The 15169-nt window shown below is 74.2% G+C and carries 15 protein-coding genes and 1 pseudogene; 10 read left to right on the top strand and 6 right to left on the bottom strand.

The window, feature by feature from the left end; genetic code table 11:
• Positions 1-178: 178 nt before the first annotated feature.
• Both ACIRJR_RS22535 and ACIRJR_RS22530 read left to right on the top strand, forming a co-directional pair.
• Positions 179-724 carry a helix-turn-helix domain-containing protein gene (locus ACIRJR_RS22535; RefSeq protein ID WP_403783549.1) on the top strand — a complete coding sequence of 182 codons (546 nt, stop codon included), beginning with the start codon at positions 179-181 and terminating at the stop codon, positions 722-724.
• 13 nt (positions 725-737) lie between these two features.
• Entirely contained in the window at positions 738-1442 is a 705-nt protein-coding gene (locus ACIRJR_RS22530; protein ID WP_403783547.1) for a helical backbone metal receptor, read from the top strand.
• Here the strand turns inward: ACIRJR_RS22530 and ACIRJR_RS22525 are convergent.
• On the bottom strand, positions 1381-2535 hold the full coding sequence (locus ACIRJR_RS22525) for a TDT family transporter (RefSeq protein ID WP_403783545.1): 1155 nt from the start codon (positions 2533-2535) through the stop codon (positions 1381-1383). The genes ACIRJR_RS22530 and ACIRJR_RS22525 overlap by 62 nt on opposite strands.
• A 70-nt stretch (positions 2536-2605) precedes the next feature.
• Here ACIRJR_RS22525 and ACIRJR_RS22520 point away from each other — a divergent pair, with 70 nt between their 5' ends.
• On the top strand, positions 2606-3541 hold the full coding sequence (locus ACIRJR_RS22520) for a LysR family transcriptional regulator (RefSeq protein WP_403783543.1): 936 nt from the start codon (positions 2606-2608) through the stop codon (positions 3539-3541).
• A gap of 20 nt (positions 3542-3561) precedes the next feature.
• Here the strand turns inward: ACIRJR_RS22520 and ACIRJR_RS22515 are convergent, their stop codons facing one another.
• On the bottom strand, positions 3562-4275 hold the full coding sequence (locus ACIRJR_RS22515; RefSeq protein WP_403783541.1) for a gamma-glutamyl-gamma-aminobutyrate hydrolase family protein: 714 nt from the start codon (positions 4273-4275) through the stop codon (positions 3562-3564).
• A 112-nt stretch (positions 4276-4387) separates the two neighbouring features.
• Positions 4388-5125 (bottom strand): FadR/GntR family transcriptional regulator, encoded by a 738-nt coding sequence (locus ACIRJR_RS22510; RefSeq protein WP_403783539.1) that lies wholly within the window; start codon positions 5123-5125, stop codon positions 4388-4390.
• 95 nt (positions 5126-5220) lie between these two features.
• Here ACIRJR_RS22510 and ACIRJR_RS22505 point away from each other — a divergent pair, with 95 nt between their 5' ends.
• The 4 genes and pseudogenes from ACIRJR_RS22505 to ACIRJR_RS22490 form a co-directional block, all read left to right on the top strand.
• Entirely contained in the window at positions 5221-6582 is a 1362-nt protein-coding gene (locus ACIRJR_RS22505) for a glutamine synthetase family protein (protein ID WP_403783537.1), read from the top strand.
• Positions 6583-6589: 7 nt separating this feature from the next.
• Complete coding sequence (locus tag ACIRJR_RS22500; protein WP_403783535.1) at positions 6590-7954, top strand: aldehyde dehydrogenase family protein; 1365 nt, start codon at positions 6590-6592, stop codon at positions 7952-7954.
• A 6-nt stretch (positions 7955-7960) separates the two neighbouring features.
• Positions 7961-8752, top strand: a complete 792-nt coding sequence (locus ACIRJR_RS22495) for a 3-oxoacyl-ACP reductase (RefSeq protein WP_403783533.1) — start codon at positions 7961-7963, stop codon at positions 8750-8752.
• A gap of 36 nt (positions 8753-8788) precedes the next feature.
• Positions 8789-8923, top strand: a pseudogene (locus ACIRJR_RS22490) (DUF2510 domain-containing protein); the annotation flags it as partial.
• On the opposite strand, the gene ACIRJR_RS22485 reads toward ACIRJR_RS22490, so the two are convergent.
• On the bottom strand, positions 8920-10122 hold the full coding sequence (locus ACIRJR_RS22485) for an amino acid deaminase/aldolase (protein WP_403783531.1): 1203 nt from the start codon (positions 10120-10122) through the stop codon (positions 8920-8922). The pseudogene ACIRJR_RS22490 and the gene ACIRJR_RS22485 sit on opposite strands and share 4 nt — an antisense overlap.
• A gap of 466 nt (positions 10123-10588) precedes the next feature.
• Between ACIRJR_RS22485 and ACIRJR_RS22480 the strand changes: the two genes are divergently transcribed.
• A complete protein-coding gene (locus tag ACIRJR_RS22480) occupies positions 10589-11452 on the top strand; it encodes a hypothetical protein (protein WP_403783529.1) in 864 nt (287 codons plus the stop codon).
• Positions 11449-12693 carry a type VII secretion-associated serine protease mycosin gene (gene mycP / locus ACIRJR_RS22475; RefSeq protein ID WP_403783527.1) on the top strand — a complete coding sequence of 415 codons (1245 nt, stop codon included), beginning with the start codon at positions 11449-11451 and terminating at the stop codon, positions 12691-12693. The genes ACIRJR_RS22480 and mycP overlap by 4 nt, the downstream gene beginning before the upstream one ends.
• Before the next feature lie 78 nt (positions 12694-12771).
• On the opposite strand, the gene ACIRJR_RS22470 is transcribed toward mycP, so the two are convergent.
• Positions 12772-13677 carry a serine hydrolase gene (locus ACIRJR_RS22470; protein WP_403783525.1) on the bottom strand — a complete coding sequence of 302 codons (906 nt, stop codon included), beginning with the start codon at positions 13675-13677 and terminating at the stop codon, positions 12772-12774.
• 86 nt (positions 13678-13763) lie between these two features.
• On the opposite strand from ACIRJR_RS22470, the gene ACIRJR_RS22465 reads away from it, so the two are divergent.
• Entirely contained in the window at positions 13764-14492 is a 729-nt protein-coding gene (locus tag ACIRJR_RS22465) for an SseB family protein (RefSeq protein WP_403783523.1), read from the top strand.
• Between the two features lie 56 nt (positions 14493-14548).
• Here ACIRJR_RS22465 and ACIRJR_RS22460 read toward each other — a convergent pair whose 3' ends face one another.
• Positions 14549-14914 carry a DUF1844 domain-containing protein gene (locus ACIRJR_RS22460; protein ID WP_031097477.1) on the bottom strand — a complete coding sequence of 122 codons (366 nt, stop codon included), beginning with the start codon at positions 14912-14914 and terminating at the stop codon, positions 14549-14551.
• Positions 14915-15169: the final 255 nt, after the last annotated feature.

Raw genomic sequence — 15169 nt, 5'->3', positions numbered from 1 at the left:
GTCGAGCCCGAAGGGGACGGCCCCGGTAGCGCACCGGAGCCGTCCCCTTCAGGCTTGTTCCAAGGAGTCCCCGAAGGTTTCCGTCCGCTCCCGTCCGTAAACTTCCCCTCCTTCCCGCGAGCGACATGCGTAGGGTGCTGGGAACCGGGAGGATGGCGATCCGGGGAGGGAGCCGGACATGGACGAGAAGGAAGCCCTTCGGGTGGGTGCCGCGGTTCGTCGGCGCCGCAGGACACTCGGACTCACTCTGGCCGTGGTGGCCGGGCGGAGCGGACTGTCCGTGCCGTTCCTCAGCCAGATCGAGAACGAACGGGCCAGACCCAGTCCCAGGTCCCTGGACCGCGTGGCCCAGGCGCTGGAGACCACGACCGAGCGGCTGCGGGCCGCGGCGGACTCGGCGCGCGCGGTCGACCTCGTACGGGCGGGTGACGCGGACGGGGTACGGCGGCTGGTGCACGGCAGGCACCAGCTCAGCGCGCTGGAGTTCATCGGCGAGCAGGATCTGGGACGCGAGTTCCAGCACCGCAACGACGAGGTGATGTACGTCGTGGAGGGCGCTGTCGAGGTGGAGGCCGAAGGCCGGGCCCACCGCCTCGGCCGGGGTGACACCCTCTTCCTCTCCGGTGGGGTCCGGCATCGGTGGCGGGCGACCGAGCCGGGGACCCGGCTGCTGGTCGTCTCCGTCGCCGAGCACATCGACGCGACGTACGACTCGCGCCGCTGACGGGGGGAACGCCGTGCGTGTCGTCTCCCTCGTCCCCTCGCTCACCGAGGCCGTCGCCGTCACCGCCCCCGGACTGCTCGTCGGAGTCACCGACTGGTGCACCCACCCGGCCGGGCTGGGCGCCGCCAGGATCGGCGGCACCAAGAACCCGGACACCGCCGCCGTGGCGGCCCTGTGCCCCGACCTCGTGCTCGCGAACGAGGAGGAGAACCGGGAGGCGGACCTCGCGGCGCTGCGGGACGCGGGGCTGGACGTCCTGGTCACCGAGGTCCGCACCCTCGACCAGGCCTTCGCCGAGCTGGAACGGACCCTGACCGCCTGCGGTCTGGCCCGGCCGCGCTGGCTGGACGAGTCGGAGTCGGCCTGGGCGGCGCTGCCCGCCGTCCCCGCGCCCCGCCCCGCGATCGTGCCGGTCTGGCGCAGGCCGTGGATGGTGCTGGGCCGCGACACCTTCGCCGGGGACCTCCTGGCCCGGCTCGGGGTGCGGAACGTGTACGCCGGCCACCCCGACCGCTATCCGCGCGTCCCGCTGGACGAGCTGAACGCGTCCGGTGCCGAGCTGGTCGTCCTGCCCGACGAGCCGTACCGCTTCACCGCCGCCGACGGTCCCGAGGCCTTCCCCGGCCTTCCCGCCGCGCTCCTCGACGGCCGTCACCTCACGTGGTACGGACCGTCCCTGGCAGCAGCGGCCGGGGCCCTGCGAGCAGCACTCCGCTGAACAGCCCGCCCAGCGTCCGTACGCCCGCGATCGCCCAGGCGGTCACCAGAAGTGTGTAGAGCGCGACGGCCAGCCAGGTGAAGGCGTCCAGCCCCGTGTGCCGGGCGAGGCCGGCCGCGCCGGTGACGCACGTCCCGACCGGGAAGGTGAACCCCCACCACGTCATCGTGAACCCCATGCCGCGCCGCATCGCGCGCACCACCATCGCGGCGGACAGGGCCAGCCACAGCAGCGCGAACCCCATGACCGGGACGCCGTAGAGCACGGCGAACGCGCCGAAGGCCGGGGCGTAGGGCGCCGCTATCGCGCCGGGCGCCACATCGGCGAGCTGGTTGACGGCGGTCGTGGACTGGCCGAGGGGGCCGAGTACGAGGAAGAGCGTCGGGGTCAGCGCGAGCGGCAAGGGGCCCTCGTGCAGCAGCCGTGCGAAGACGAGCGGGACGACCACCAGGGTCGCCAGCAGGGACAGCCCGAACATGGCGTAGCAGGCCAGCAGGAGTGCCTCGCGCCACTGGCCGGGCGGCAGCTCCGGCACCAGCAGCGGGCCGACCGCCGCAGAGACCATCGGGGCGACCAGCGGCAGCAGCCAGACCGGCGACGCGGTGCCCGGGGCGAGCCGGTGGCGTACGACCATCAGGTACGGGACGACCACCGCGACGGCCAGGGCGGCGACCGTGCCCGCCGTGAACAGCACCGTGTCCACGGCGACGGCCGCCGGACGCCCGACGACCTCCTGCCCGACCACCAGGGTGCCCGCGCCGACCGCGAGCAGAGCCATGGCCATGCAGCCGTGGAAGGGGGCGACGGCGGGGTCCATGAGGTGGGCGCGGGCCTGGTCGCGGTGCAGGATCCAGTGCCCGGCCCGGGCCGTCAGCACCACGGCCAGCGCCACCGCGGACAGGGCCCACACCACGACGCACGCGGACCGCAGACCCGGCACGTCCACGGGCAGTGCCGCGCCCGCGGTGGCGACGATGGCGGTCCCCATGACCGTCGCGTACCAGTTGGGGCCGAGGTGCCGCAGCGACGGGAGCCGGAGGGCGACGGGAGGCGGGACGGCACTCCCGGTCTTGGTCCGCAGAAAGATGGCCATGCCACGATTCTCCAGGGGCGGGCCGTCACCCACCAGGAGGCACCGGGCTATGAGGTCATAGGCTGGGGTTATGTCCACCCCCGTGCCCTCGTCCCCCTCGCTCTCCCACCGGGTTCCCGATCTGGGAGCCATGGTGCTCCTGCTGGCGGTCGCGCGGCACGGGAGCCTGGGCAGGGCGGCACGGGACGTCGGCATCAGCCAGCCCGCCGCCTCCGGCCGCATCCGGTCGATGGAACGGCAGCTCGGCGTCGCGCTCCTGGACCGCTCGCCGCGCGGCTCCCGGCTCACCGACGCGGGCGCCCTCGTCACCGACTGGGCGCGCAGGGTCGTCGAGGCGGCCGAGGCGTTCGACGCGGGGGCCCAGGCGCTGCGGGACAGGCGCGACTCCAGGCTGAGGGTGGCCGCCAGCATGACGATCGCGGAGTACCTGCTGCCGGGCTGGCTGATCGCGCTGCGGGCCGGGCGGCCCGGGACCGCCGTGTCCCTGGTCGCGGGCAACTCCGCGGCCGTCGCCCTGCGGCTGCTGGCCGGGGAGGCGGACCTGGGCTTCGTCGAGGGCCTCTCGGTACCGGAGGGGCTCGACGGCACCGTCATCGCCCACGACCGGCTCGTCGTCGTGGTCGCCCCCTCCCACCCGTGGGCGCGCAGGCGCCGGCTGACCCCGGGGGAGCTCGCCGCGACACCGCTGATCCTGCGTGAACACGGCTCGGGGACCCGCCAGGTCCTGGACGCCGCGCTCGCCGTCCACGGCGGACTGGCGCGCCCGCTGCTCGAACTCTCCTCGACCACCGCGGTGAAGGGGGCGGCGGAGAGCGGGGCCGGCCCCTGCGTGCTCAGCGAGCTGGCGCTGGGGGAGGAGCTCTCCGCACGGCGCCTCGTCAAGGTCCCCGTCGAGGGGGTACGGCTGCGCCGTCAGCTGCGCGCCGTCTGGCCCGCCGGGCACCGGCCCACCGGACCCGCCCGCGACCTGCTCTCCCTGACCGCCCGCGACACCGCCGGGGCCTGAGGCGGCCGGAGCCCCGCGCCTCAGACCGAGGGCACGGCCGCCCCGGCCCGGGCCGCGGCCACCAGGGCGCGCATGATCCGCAGGTCGTCACCCATCTCCGGGTGCCACTGCACCCCGAGCACCCATGTGCCGCCCGGCAGCTCGACCGCCTCCACCGTGCCGTCCGCCGCGCGCGCGGACACCGTCAGACCGGGTGCGAGCCGGTCCACGGCCTGATGGTGGTACGTCGGTACGGACGCCTCCTCGGGCACGAGTGAGGCGTACAGGGTGCCCGGGACCGGCGTCACGGTGTGCTCACCGAGGACTCCCGCCTTGCCGAACGGCCCCGCGTGCCCGTCCAGATGCTGGGTGAGGGTCCCGCCCAGCGCCACGTTCAGAAGCTGCATCCCGCGGCAGATCCCGAGCACCGGGGTGCCGGCCGCCCTCGCCGCGCGCAGCAGGGCCACCTCCCAGGTGTCGCGTTCGTGCGCCGGCGGACCCGTCCTGAAGTCGCGCTCCGCGCCGTACAGTCCGGGATCGACGTCCGCGCCGCCCGCGATCACGAGGCCGTCCAGCCGGGCGACGACGTCCGCGGCGCGCTCAGGGGCGTCCGGCGGCAGCAGCGCGGCCAGACCGCCGGAGCGCTGGACCAGCCGGGGATAGGCGGAGGGGAGCACCGCCGCGGGCAGTTCCCAGACCCCCCAGCGAGCCGCCGGCTCCAGATAGGTCGTGATGCCGATGAGCGGTTGGTGCATGGTGCGGTCCCTCCGGCGGCCGGTCTGCGGGCCGGCCCGGTGCAATGGTGATGCGTCATACCTTTGTTCGTACGGAGCCACCGCGCAAGAGCGGTGAACCGGAAGAGCAAGATCAAGCCAGGAAACCCCGGAGCAGGGCGGCCGTCCCCGCGCAGTGCTCGCGCGCCACCGCGCGGGCCGCCCCCTCGTCCCCGTCGAGGACCGCCTCGACCAGCACGGTGTGCTGGTGCTGCGAGTGTTCGAGGTTCCGCACCAGCAGGGGGATGCAGTCCAGCAGGTCGTTGACGGTCGCCCGGACGGCCGCGTACCGGGCGGCGAGGGAGGGAGATCCGGAGAGCTCGGCCAGCGTCAGGTGGAAGTGGGTGTCGAGTCTGCGGTAGTCGGGCAGAGCTGCCTCGTGCGTCGCAGCCAGAGCCCTCCGCAACCGGTCCGTCCCCTCGTCGTCGAGGCCGCGCGCCGCGCAGAGCCCGGCGGCCCCCGACTCCAGGACCTCGCGGAACAGCAGAGCGTCCTCGATGTCGACGTCCGCCACCCGGCGGCGAAGTCCGTCCCCGTCGGCGGGGCCGGTGCGGGGGAGCACGAACGTACCCCCGTACCGGCCGCGTCTGGCTTCGACCAGCCCCTGGTCCTGAAGCACCTTCAGGACGTCGCGCAGCGTGACACGGCTGATACCGAGGAGCGCCGCCAGCTCGCGCTCGGCCGGCAGCCGCCCGCCGCCGGGCACCAGGCCGAGCCTCACCACCTGGAGGATCTGCTCCAGCGCCTCCTCGAAGCCGTTGCCCGCACGGACCGGCCGCAGCGCGGGCAGCAGCCGGTCGGTGGACCAGGGCCCCCCGGTCTCCTCCGCCACGTCCCGATTCCCTTCCCCCCAATGGTTTTCTCCCATACCTTAGCGATCTCGGGGGAGGCCGCAGGCCTTCCGGCTGACCGAACGAGGAGTATCCCGTGGCAGACCGAACACCCCCGCTGGCGGCCGACGAGCTGCGCGTGCTCGTGGAGCGCGGTGACATCGACACCGTGGTCCTCGCCTTCCCCGACATGCAGGGCCGGCTCCAGGGCAAGCGGTTCGCGGCCGCCTTCTTCCTCGACGAGGTGCTGGAGCACGGCACCGAGGGGTGCAACTACCTGCTCGCCGTCGACACCGACATGAACACCGTCGACGGATTCGCCATGTCCTCCTGGTCCAACGGCTACGGCGACTTCGCGATGCGACCCGACCTCGCCACCCTGCGCCGCATCCCCTGGCACGAGGGGACCGCCCTCGTCATGGCCGATCTCGCCTGGGAGGACGGCACACCGGTCGCCGCCGCGCCCCGCCGGATCCTCCGGCGGCAACTGGAGCGCCTCGCCGCACACGGACTGACCGCCCACGTCGGCACCGAACTCGAGTTCATCGTCTTCAAGGACACCTACGAGCAGGCATGGGACCTCGGCTACCGAGGCCTCACCCCGGCCAACCAGTACAACATCGACTACTCCGTCCTCGGCACCGGCCGCATCGAACCGCTGCTGCGCCGCATCCGCAACGAGATGGCGGCCGCCGGGCTCACCGTCGAGTCCGCCAAGGGCGAGTGCAACCCCGGCCAGCACGAGATCGTCTTCCGCTACGACGAGGCCCTCGTCACCTGCGACCAGCACGCCGTCTACAAGACCGGCTCCAAGGAGATCGCCGCACAGGAGGGCGTGTCGCTCACCTTCATGGCCAAGTTCAACGAGCGCGAGGGCAACTCCTGCCACATCCACCTCTCGCTCCAGGACGACGACGGACGCAGCGTCATGGCCGGCGAGGACGGTGCGATGGCCCCCGTCATGCGGCACTTCCTCGCGGGCCAGCTGGCGGCCCTGCGCGACTTCTCCCTCCTGTACGCGCCGAACATCAACTCCTACAAGCGGTTCCAGCCCGGCTCCTTCGCCCCGACCGCCGTCGCCTGGGGCCACGACAACCGCACCTGCGCCCTGCGCGTCGTCGGCCACGGCCGCTCGCTGCGCTTCGAGAACCGGCTGCCCGGCGGCGACGTCAACCCGTACCTCGCCGTCGCCGGCCTCGTCGCCGCGGGACTCCACGGCATCGAGAACGAGCTGGAGCTCCCCGATGCCTGCGAGGGCAACGCCTACACCGCGGGATACGACCAGGTGCCCACCACGCTCCGCGAGGCAGCCGGCCTCTGGGAGGCCAGTGAGGTCGCCCGGGAGGCCTTCGGCGACGACGTCGTCGCGCACTACCGCAACATGGCGCGCGTCGAACTGGAGGCCTTCGACGCCGCGGTGACCGACTGGGAGCTCCGCCGCTCCTTCGAACGTCTGTGAGGCACCCGTGACCACCGAACACCGCGTCCTGAACCCGGCGACCGAAGAGCTCGTCGCCACCGTCCCCGCCACCACCGCCGAGGAGGTGGACACCGCCGTCACCCGCGCCGCCGCCGCCCAGCGCGTCTGGGCCGGGCTCGCCCCCGCCGACCGGGCCCGGCTGCTGCGCCGTTTCGCCGTCCTCGTCGACGAGCACGCCGAACGCCTGGCACTGCTGGAGGTCACCGAGGCGGGCCACACCCTGGGCAACGCCCGCTGGGAGGCGGCCAACGTCCGTGACCTGCTGGACTACGCGGCCGGGGGAGTGGAACGCCTGACGGGGCGACAGATCCCGGTACCCGGCGGGGTCGACCTCACCTTCCTGGAACCGCTGGGCGTCGTCGGCGTGATCGCACCGTGGAACTTCCCCATGCCGGTCGCGGCCTGGGGGGTCGCGCCCGCCCTCGCCGCCGGGAACGCCGTCCTCCTCAAGCCGGCCGAGACCACCCCGCTCACCGCGCAGCGGCTGGCCCGGCTGGCCCTCGAAGCGGGCCTCCCCGAAGACCTCTTCCAGGTGCTGCCCGGTGCGGGGGACGTGACGGGCGCCGCCCTGGTCGAGCACCCCGGGGTCGCCAAGATCGTCTTCACCGGATCGGCCCGCGTCGGCAAGCAGGTCATGGCCAGGTGCGCGGACAGGGTGAAGCGGCTGACCCTCGAACTCGGCGGCAAGAGCCCCAACATCGTGTTCGCCGACGCCGACATCGAGGCCGCCGCGGCCGCCGCGCCCATGTCGTTCCTGGACAACGCCGGCCAGGACTGCTGCGCCCGCACCCGCATCCTGGTCCAGCGGTCCGCGTACGACCGCTTCCTGGAGCTCCTCGTCCCGGCCGTCGCCTCCGTCGTCGTGGGCGACCCGTCGGACGAGAGGACACAGATGGGCCCGCTGATCTCCCGTACGCAACTGGAGCGCGTCCGGGCGTACGTCCCCCAGGACGCCGACGGCATCCGGGGCAACGCCCCCATCGGCCCCGGCTTCTGGTTCCCCCCGACCGTCCTGACCGGGATCTCCCCCGACGCCCCCGTCGCCACGGAGGAGGTCTTCGGCCCGGTGGCCGTCGTCCTGCCCTTCGAGGACGAGGACGACGCGGTCCGGCTGGCCAACGCCACCGAACACGGTCTGGCCGGCTCGGTCTGGACCCGGGACGTGGGCCGGGCCCTGCGGGTCACGCGGGCGGTCCGGGCCGGCAACCTGTCCGTCAACTCCCACTCCGCCGTCCGCTACTGGACCCCCTTCGGCGGGTACGGACAGTCCGGACTCGGCCGTGAACTGGGGCCCGACGCCCTCGCGGCCTTCACCGAAACCAAGAACGTCTTCATCGGCACGGAGGCCTGAGCACACATGACCACCGAATCCGGGAACATCTGCCGCCGCCTGACCGGCCGCACCGCCGTCATCACGGGCGCGGGCAGCGGCATCGGGCTCGCCACCGCCCGCAGGCTGGCATCCGAAGGAGCCCACGTCGTCTGCGGCGACATCGACGAGAGCGCGGGCAGGGCCGCCGCGAAGGAGGCCGGCGGCACCTTCGTGCGTGTCGACGTCACCGACCCCGACCAGGTCGAGGCGCTCTTCGCGGCGGCGTACGACACCTACGGCTCCGTCGACATCGCCTTCAACAACGCGGGCATCTCGCCGCCCGAGGACGACTCCATCCTCACGACCGGTCTCGAGGCGTGGAAACGCGTCCAGGACGTCAACCTCACCTCCGTCTACCTCTGCTGCAAGGCGGCCCTCCCGTACATGCGCCGCCAGGGCCGCGGCTCGATTATCAACACCGCGTCGTTCGTCGCGCGGATGGGCGCGGCGACCTCCCAGATCTCGTACACCGCGTCCAAGGGCGGCGTCCTCGCCCTCTCCCGCGAACTCGGGGTGCAGTTCGCCCGCGAAGGGATCCGGGTCAACGCCCTGTGTCCCGGCCCGGTCAACACCCCGCTGCTCCAGGAGCTGTTCGCCAAGGACCCGGAGCGTGCCGCCCGCAGGCTGGTCCACATCCCCCTCGGCCGGTTCGCCGAGGCGACGGAGATCGCGGCCGCCGTCGCCTTCCTGGCGAGCGACGACTCCTCGTTCGTCAACGCGACCGACTTCCTCGTCGACGGCGGGATCTCGGGGGCGTACGTGACACCACTCGACTGACGCCCCCCGCAGTGGAGCCGTGAACACGCCCCGCCCGGCTGGTATGTGGACGTGGGCGTGCCCGGCACCGAGCGGTGGTGGGACGGAACGGACCGGACACACCCGTGCCACCGGTGCCGCCCACCCGCGGGACGGCGGAGTGGGCGGCACCGTGGGGCCCTGACGGCCTAGAGGAAGGTGCGGCCCTCACCGCGGTACGTCGGCACGGTGGCCGTGATCCGCTCGCCCTCGATCAGCCGCAGCTCGTCGAAACGCTCACACAGCTCACCGGCCTTGGCGTGCCGGAACCACACCTTGTCGCCGATCAGCAGATCGTCCGCGGGGGCGCCCAGCAGCGGGGTCTGGACCTCGCCCGGTCCCTCCTGCGGGTCGTAGCGCAGCCCCTCGGGCAGATACGGCACCGGCAGCCGGTCCGGGCCCGCCGCGCCGGACGCCGGGTAACCGCCGCCCAGCACCGTCACCACACCCACCCCCGGCCTCCGCACCACGGGCTGGGCGAACAGGGCCGCCGGACGGCCCGTGAACGAGGTGTAGTTGTCGAACAGCCTCGGCACGAACAGTCCCGACCCCGCCGCGATCTCCGTCACCGCGGACTCGGCGGCCGTGTGCTGCACGCTGCCTGTGCCGCCCCCGTTCACGAACTCCAGGCCGGGCGCCACCGCGCGGACCGCGCGCACGACCTCCGCGCGGCGCACCGCCAGCTCCCTGCGGGCCGCCGCCTGCATGAGCCGGACCGCGCGCGACCGCAGCGGCCGGCCGGCCACCGAGTCGCCCACACCGGCGACATGGCCCTCGTACGCCATGATCCCCACCACCCGGAAGCCGGGCCTGCGCTCCACCGAGCGTGCCGTCTCCGCCAGTTGGGCGGGGGAGCGGAGCGGGGAGCGCAGCGCGCCGATCCTGACCCGGCCGCCGAGCAGACGCAGCGAGGTGTCCAGCTCCAGGCAGACCCGGATCTCCTCGGTGCCGCCGGCCCGCGCAGCGTCGATCAGCTCCAGCTGCGCGGGGTCGTCCACCATCACCGTCACGGCGGCGGCGAGCTTGGGATCGGCCGCCAGTTCCGCGTACGCGGACCGGTCGGCCGACGGATAGGCGAGCAGCACGTCGTCGAAGCCCGCGCGGGCCAGCCACAGCGACTCCGCGAGGGTGAAGGACATGATCCCCGCGAACCCCGGACGCGCGAGCACCCGCTCCAGCAGGGCCCGGCAGCGCACCGACTTACTGGCCACCCGGACCGGCTTCCCGCCCGCCCGTCGCACCAGGTCGTCGGCGTTGGCGTCGAAGGCATCCAGATCGACGACGGCCACCGGGGCGTCGAGATGGGCGGTGGCCCGGTCGTAACGGCTCCGGTCAGCGGCTCGGACAGTCATGGGCGCAGCTTGCCAGACGGCCCGTACCACTGGGTAGGGGATGTTCGGTGCAGATCGCCCCGCCCCCCTCCGTCCCGTTCCCACCGCGAGCCGTCCACCCCGTAGAGTGACGGTCACACGACCGACCGACGGGCCCGCGCACGACGGCGGTCCGTGGGCGGTACGGGGACGTGGACCAGGGGGGCGGATGAGTACCGAAGCGCGGCGCGCTCCTGTCCCACCCCGCCCGGTCGGCCCGCCGCCCGTGCCCGGCGGCGCCTCCGTACCGCGGGCACAGTCCGGCCCGCGCCCGGAGCCCGCGCCGCCCGTTCCCGCCGCCCCGCCCCGGTCACCGGCTCCGCAGCCCGTGCCGCCCCCGCCCCGCGCCGAGCCCGTACCACCCGTGGAGACGACCACCCGGCTCCGTCCCGTACCGCCCGGCCCGCCGCCACATCCTCCCGCCACCCGGCGCCGGCCCGTCGGTGCCGTGGACCTCACTCCGCGTCCCGGCGCGACACCGGCCCCGCCCGGCGCCTCCTACGCCTACGCCGAGACGCCGGCCGAGACCACCACCCGGCTGCGCCCCGTCAAGGCCCACGGCCCCTTCAGGACCGCGGCCGCCGCGGTCTGCGCGGTGCTCGGCCTCGGGCTCATCGGCGGCGCGGCGACCGGCAGCTGGCTCACCGGCGACTCGGCCGCCGAGCCGGGTGCGGACAGCGCGTACACCGTGAGCCGCTCCGTCTGGCACAGCGTGCCCGTCGACACCCTCTTCCCGCGCACCCTCAAGGGCGACGGAGCGGGCCCAGGAGCCACCGACCGGGTCTGGAGCCGGGTCGCCGTCGCGAGCGACAGCGGCTGCGCGGCGGGCCTGGATCCGCTGCTGCTCAAGACGCTCCGCCCGGTCGGCTGCGAACGCCTGGTCCGCGCCACGTACACCGACGCCACCCGCAGCAGCGTCACCACCGTCGGCATGGTCTTCACCGAGGCGGACACCGAGGCCATGGACGCGCTCAGCACGCGGTTCACCACCCAGAAGCTCGCCGGCCGCTCCGACCTGATGCCCCGCGCCTACCCGGCCGAGGACACCGTCGCCGCCGGCTTCGGCGACCGGCAGCGCGCCAGCTGGACGGTGCACGTCCTGACCGAGGTGCCCGTGGTCGTGTTCTCCGTCTCCGGCTTCGCCGACGGCCGTACGGTCTCCGAGCCGCAGCCCGCGGCCGAGGCCATGGCGGACGGAGCCTCCACGGCCGTCGCCCAGGCCGGACTCGGCCACGAGGCGAAGGGCGTGGCGGACCGGGTGGAGCGCACCCTGCGCAGGACCGTCACCGACCTCTCGGAGAAGCCGGAGTGACCCGCCCCCGCCGGCTCCGGGCGCTCGCCGCGGTGGCCACGGCCACCGCCTTCGCGCTGCTGCCCGCCGTACCCGCCCGGGCGGACGCCATCCGCGACCAGCAGTGGGGCCTCCAGGCCCTGCACACCGACACGGCCTGGCAGACCACGAAGGGCAGGGGCGTCACGGTCGCGGTCCTGGACACCGGGGTCGACGACGAGCACCCCGATCTCGCCGGGCAGGTGCTCCCCGGAAAGGACCTCATCGGGTTCGGTGCCGGACGGGGCGACCGCTCCTGGGCCCTGCACGGTACGGCGATGGCCGGGATCATCGCGGGCCGCGGCAACGGGCCCGGCCGCGAGGACGGTGTGCTCGGAGTCGCCCCGGAAGCGAAGATCCTTCCCGTGCGCGTGATCCTCGAGTCCGGCGACGCGTCACGTGCCAAGGCCCGCGAGTCGCGCGGCACCGCGCTCGCCGACGGCATCCGCTGGGCGACGGACCAGGGTGCCGACGTCATCAACCTCTCCCTCGGCGACGACAGCGAGTCGGCCCACCCGGAACCCGGTGAGGACGCCGCCGTGCAGTACGCCCTCGGCAAGGGTGTCGCCGTCGTCGCCTCCGCGGGCAACAGCGGGGACAAGGGCGACCGGATCTCCTACCCCGCCGCCTACCCCGGGGTGATCGCCGCCGCGGCCGTCGACAAGTACGGCACGCACGCCGCGTTCTCCACCCGTCGCTGGTACGCCACCGTCAGCGCTCCCGGCGTGGACATCGTCGTGGCCAACCCCGACCGGCACTACTACATCGAGTGGGGTACGTCCGCCGCCGCGGCGTTCGTCTCCGGGGCCGTGGCCCTCGTGCGCGCGGCGCACCCCGGCCTGACGCCCGCGCAGATCAAGACCCTGCTCGCGGACACCGCCCGCGACGCCCCGAAGGACGGCCGCGACGACGCCAGGGGCTACGGCATGGTCGACCCGGCAGCCGCGATCAAGGCCGGTGCGAAGCTGCGCCCCGCCGACCTGGCCGCGAAGGCCGCCAGGGCCGGTCACCACGAGGAGTACTTCGGCTCGGGCCCTGCCCCGCGGGGGGACGACGGGGACCCGGCCGGATGGCTGGCCCCCGCGGCGGGGGGTCTCGGAGCCGTGCTCCTGGCCCTGGCCGTGGTGCTGTGGCGCGGCAGGAACACCGGCGGCCGGAACACGCGGGGCGGGAACCGCGCCGGGGCCGCGTACACCCCGTACCCAGGCGGCCTCCTCCGCTGAGCGGACCGGTGCCGTGCCGCCCGTACCCAGGCGGCCCCCTCCGCTGAGCGGGCCGGTGCCGTGCCGCCCGTACCCGCCTCACTCCGGATCGCTCGCCGCGCCCGTCACGCCGGCCGCAGCCTTCGCGGCGGACTCCACCAGGGCGATGCCCGCCTCCTTCGTCGCGTGCCCGCGCGACACGACCGCCACCAGCAGGGTGCGCCCGCCGCTCTCCACCGATCCGATGCTGTTGATGTCCCACAGGCCCGTCGTGGTCCGGGGCATCCAGCCGTTCTTCAGCACCGCGCCGGTGCCGGCCGCCGACACCCCCCACCGCTGGTCCGCCTCGACCCCGCCCATCAGTCCCGTCAGATAGGCCCGGGAGTCCGCGGACAGCTCCGAGTCCGTCCCGGACACCGCCTGGAGCAGCCGCACCTGGTCGGCGGCCGTGGTCTGGGTCAGCCCCCACGCGTGGGCGGCCTTCGTCGAGGTCAGCCCCAGACGTTCGTTGGCCGCGTCGAGCCCCTCCTCCCCGCCGATCACCCTGAGCAGCGCGGTGGCCGAGGCGTTGTCGCTGCGCCGGATCATGGCCTCCGCGTACGTCTGCTCCGTACCGGTCAGCTCCCGGCCCTCGTCCTGTGCGAGCAGCAGCAGCGCCGCCAGGATGTCCACCTTGACGATGCTGGCGGTGTCGTAACTCCCGTCGCCGTACACGGCACGCGCGCCGCTGCCCGTGTCCAGCACGGCAACCGACACGTCCGCGCCGTCGGCCAGGGGGGCCAGCGCACCGGCCAGCTCCGCGTCGAGATCCACCTCGGGCTCCTCGCTCGCGACCGCCTCGGGGGGCGGGCTCGACGCGGACGATACGGCGGCCACGGTCGCGTGCGCGTCACCCGGCGAGCGAACCACCAGCCAGGCACCTCCCGCGGCGGAACCGGCCAGCAGCACGGCGGCGACGGTCACCAGGGCGGACGGCGCGGGCCTGCGCGTTCTGTGACGGGGCATGCGGCGGACGCTAGGCAGCGCACCTGGCAGCAGCCTGTGCCCGACCTGTCGCCCAGGTGAGAGGGGCGACCCACTACGCTCGTCCCGTGGCGCTCAAGAACATCCCTGACCCCGGTTTCTCCGACGACGACGGCACGGCCTCGCCCGAGCTGACGGCAGCCCTCGCGGCATGGGCCGCCGACCGTACGGCCGTCGGCCCGGTCCTCGCGGCGCTCCGCGACGCCCGGCTGCTCGTCCCGGTCGTCGCCGTCCTGGGCGAGGTCGAGGCCGACGAGAACGGACTGCGCCGCGAGAAGACCAGCGACATGGCGGTGCCGACCCTCCAGGCAGGTGACCGGCGCGCGCTGCCCGCCTTCACCTCCACCGCCTCGCTGGCCCGCTGGGACCCCGAGGCGCGCCCCGTCGCCGTACCCCTGCACCAGGCCCTGCAGGCCGCCGCGCACGAGAAGGCGGACACGGTGGTGCTGGACCTGGCGGGGCCCGTCGCCTTCGAGCTGGCCGGCCCGGCCCTGCTGGCACTGGCCGAGAACCGTGCGAGCACGGATCCGCTCGACGACCCCGCCGTCGTCGCCGCGGTGCGGGAGGCGGTCGCCGCCGAGCCCGCCGTGCTGCGGGCCCATCTCGGCCCCGGCCGGGCCGACGGCACCCTCGCCCTGGTCCTCGCCCCGGACGCCGTGGTGGCCGAGGCCGCCCGCCGGGTCGCCGACGCCCTCTCCGCGAGTGAGGTGCTGCGCGCGCGGCTGGTCCGGGGGATCGACCTGGCGGTCCTGCCGGCGGGTGCCGAAGCCCCCGGAGCCGCGCTCTTCAGCCGCTGACGCACGGGAGCCCGCCGCCTGCGGGCAGGCGGCGGGCTCCGAGGGGTGCGGAGTGACTAGCCGTAGACGGGACCGGTGTACTTCTCGCCGGGACCCTGGCCGGGCTCGTCGGGGACGAGCGAGGCCTCGCGGAAGGCCAGCTGCAGCGACTTCAGGCCGTCGCGCAGCGGCGAGGCGTGGAACGTGCTGATCTCGGTGGCGCTCGCGTCGAGCAGCCCGGCCAGGGCCTGGACCAGCTTGCGGGCCTCGTCGAGGTCCTTGTGCTGCTCGCCCTCCTCGGTCAGACCGAGCTTCACGGCTGCCGCGCTCATCAGGTTGACGGCGACGGTCACGATCACCTCGACCGCGGGAACCTCCGCGATGTCACGGGCCATGTCGTCGAAGCCGGGGTTCTCGGTGCTGGGGGTGGTCGCGTCGCTCATGCCCCACACGATAAGGCCAGGCCCCGCGCGCCCTTCCCGCGGGAGCACGGTGGGACACGGGATTAGCGCACGCGCGGGCGGGCTGCTAACCTTGTGTAACGACCGGCCGGACACCTATGTGACCGGCCCACAAGTGGAGGCTCCGATCTCCCACCTGACCGTCCTCAGGGACGGCGGGTCACCGGTCAGGTGGCAGCCATCGTTCCGTACGGACGATGGGGCCGCCCGATAGCGCCCCGCGGTTGACGCGGCGGT

The organism is Streptomyces sp. NPDC102402, assembly GCF_044765765.1.
Taxonomy (GTDB): Bacteria; Actinomycetota; Actinomycetes; order Streptomycetales; family Streptomycetaceae; genus Streptomyces.
The sequence above is the reverse complement of the archived record's forward strand: the minus strand, read 5'-3'. Positions and strand labels throughout refer to the sequence as shown.

Excerpts from the sequence above, each read along its gene's own strand:
- ACIRJR_RS22525 (WP_403783545.1), bottom strand. The coding sequence starts at position 2,535 with ATGGCCATCTTTCTGCGGACCAAGACCGGGAGTGCCGTCCCGCCTCCC.
- ACIRJR_RS22470 (WP_403783525.1), bottom strand. The coding sequence starts at position 13,677 with ATGCCCCGTCACAGAACGCGCAGGCCCGCGCCGTCCGCCCTGGTGACC.
- ACIRJR_RS22520 (WP_403783543.1), top strand. The coding sequence starts at position 2,606 with ATGTCCACCCCCGTGCCCTCGTCCCCCTCGCTCTCCCACCGGGTTCCC.
- ACIRJR_RS22495 (WP_403783533.1), top strand. The coding sequence starts at position 7,961 with ATGACCACCGAATCCGGGAACATCTGCCGCCGCCTGACCGGCCGCACC.
- ACIRJR_RS22535 (WP_403783549.1), top strand. The coding sequence starts at position 179 with ATGGACGAGAAGGAAGCCCTTCGGGTGGGTGCCGCGGTTCGTCGGCGC.
- ACIRJR_RS22460 (WP_031097477.1), bottom strand. The coding sequence starts at position 14,914 with ATGAGCGACGCGACCACCCCCAGCACCGAGAACCCCGGCTTCGACGAC.
- ACIRJR_RS22515 (WP_403783541.1), bottom strand. The coding sequence starts at position 4,275 with ATGCACCAACCGCTCATCGGCATCACGACCTATCTGGAGCCGGCGGCT.
- ACIRJR_RS22485 (WP_403783531.1), bottom strand. The coding sequence starts at position 10,122 with ATGACTGTCCGAGCCGCTGACCGGAGCCGTTACGACCGGGCCACCGCC.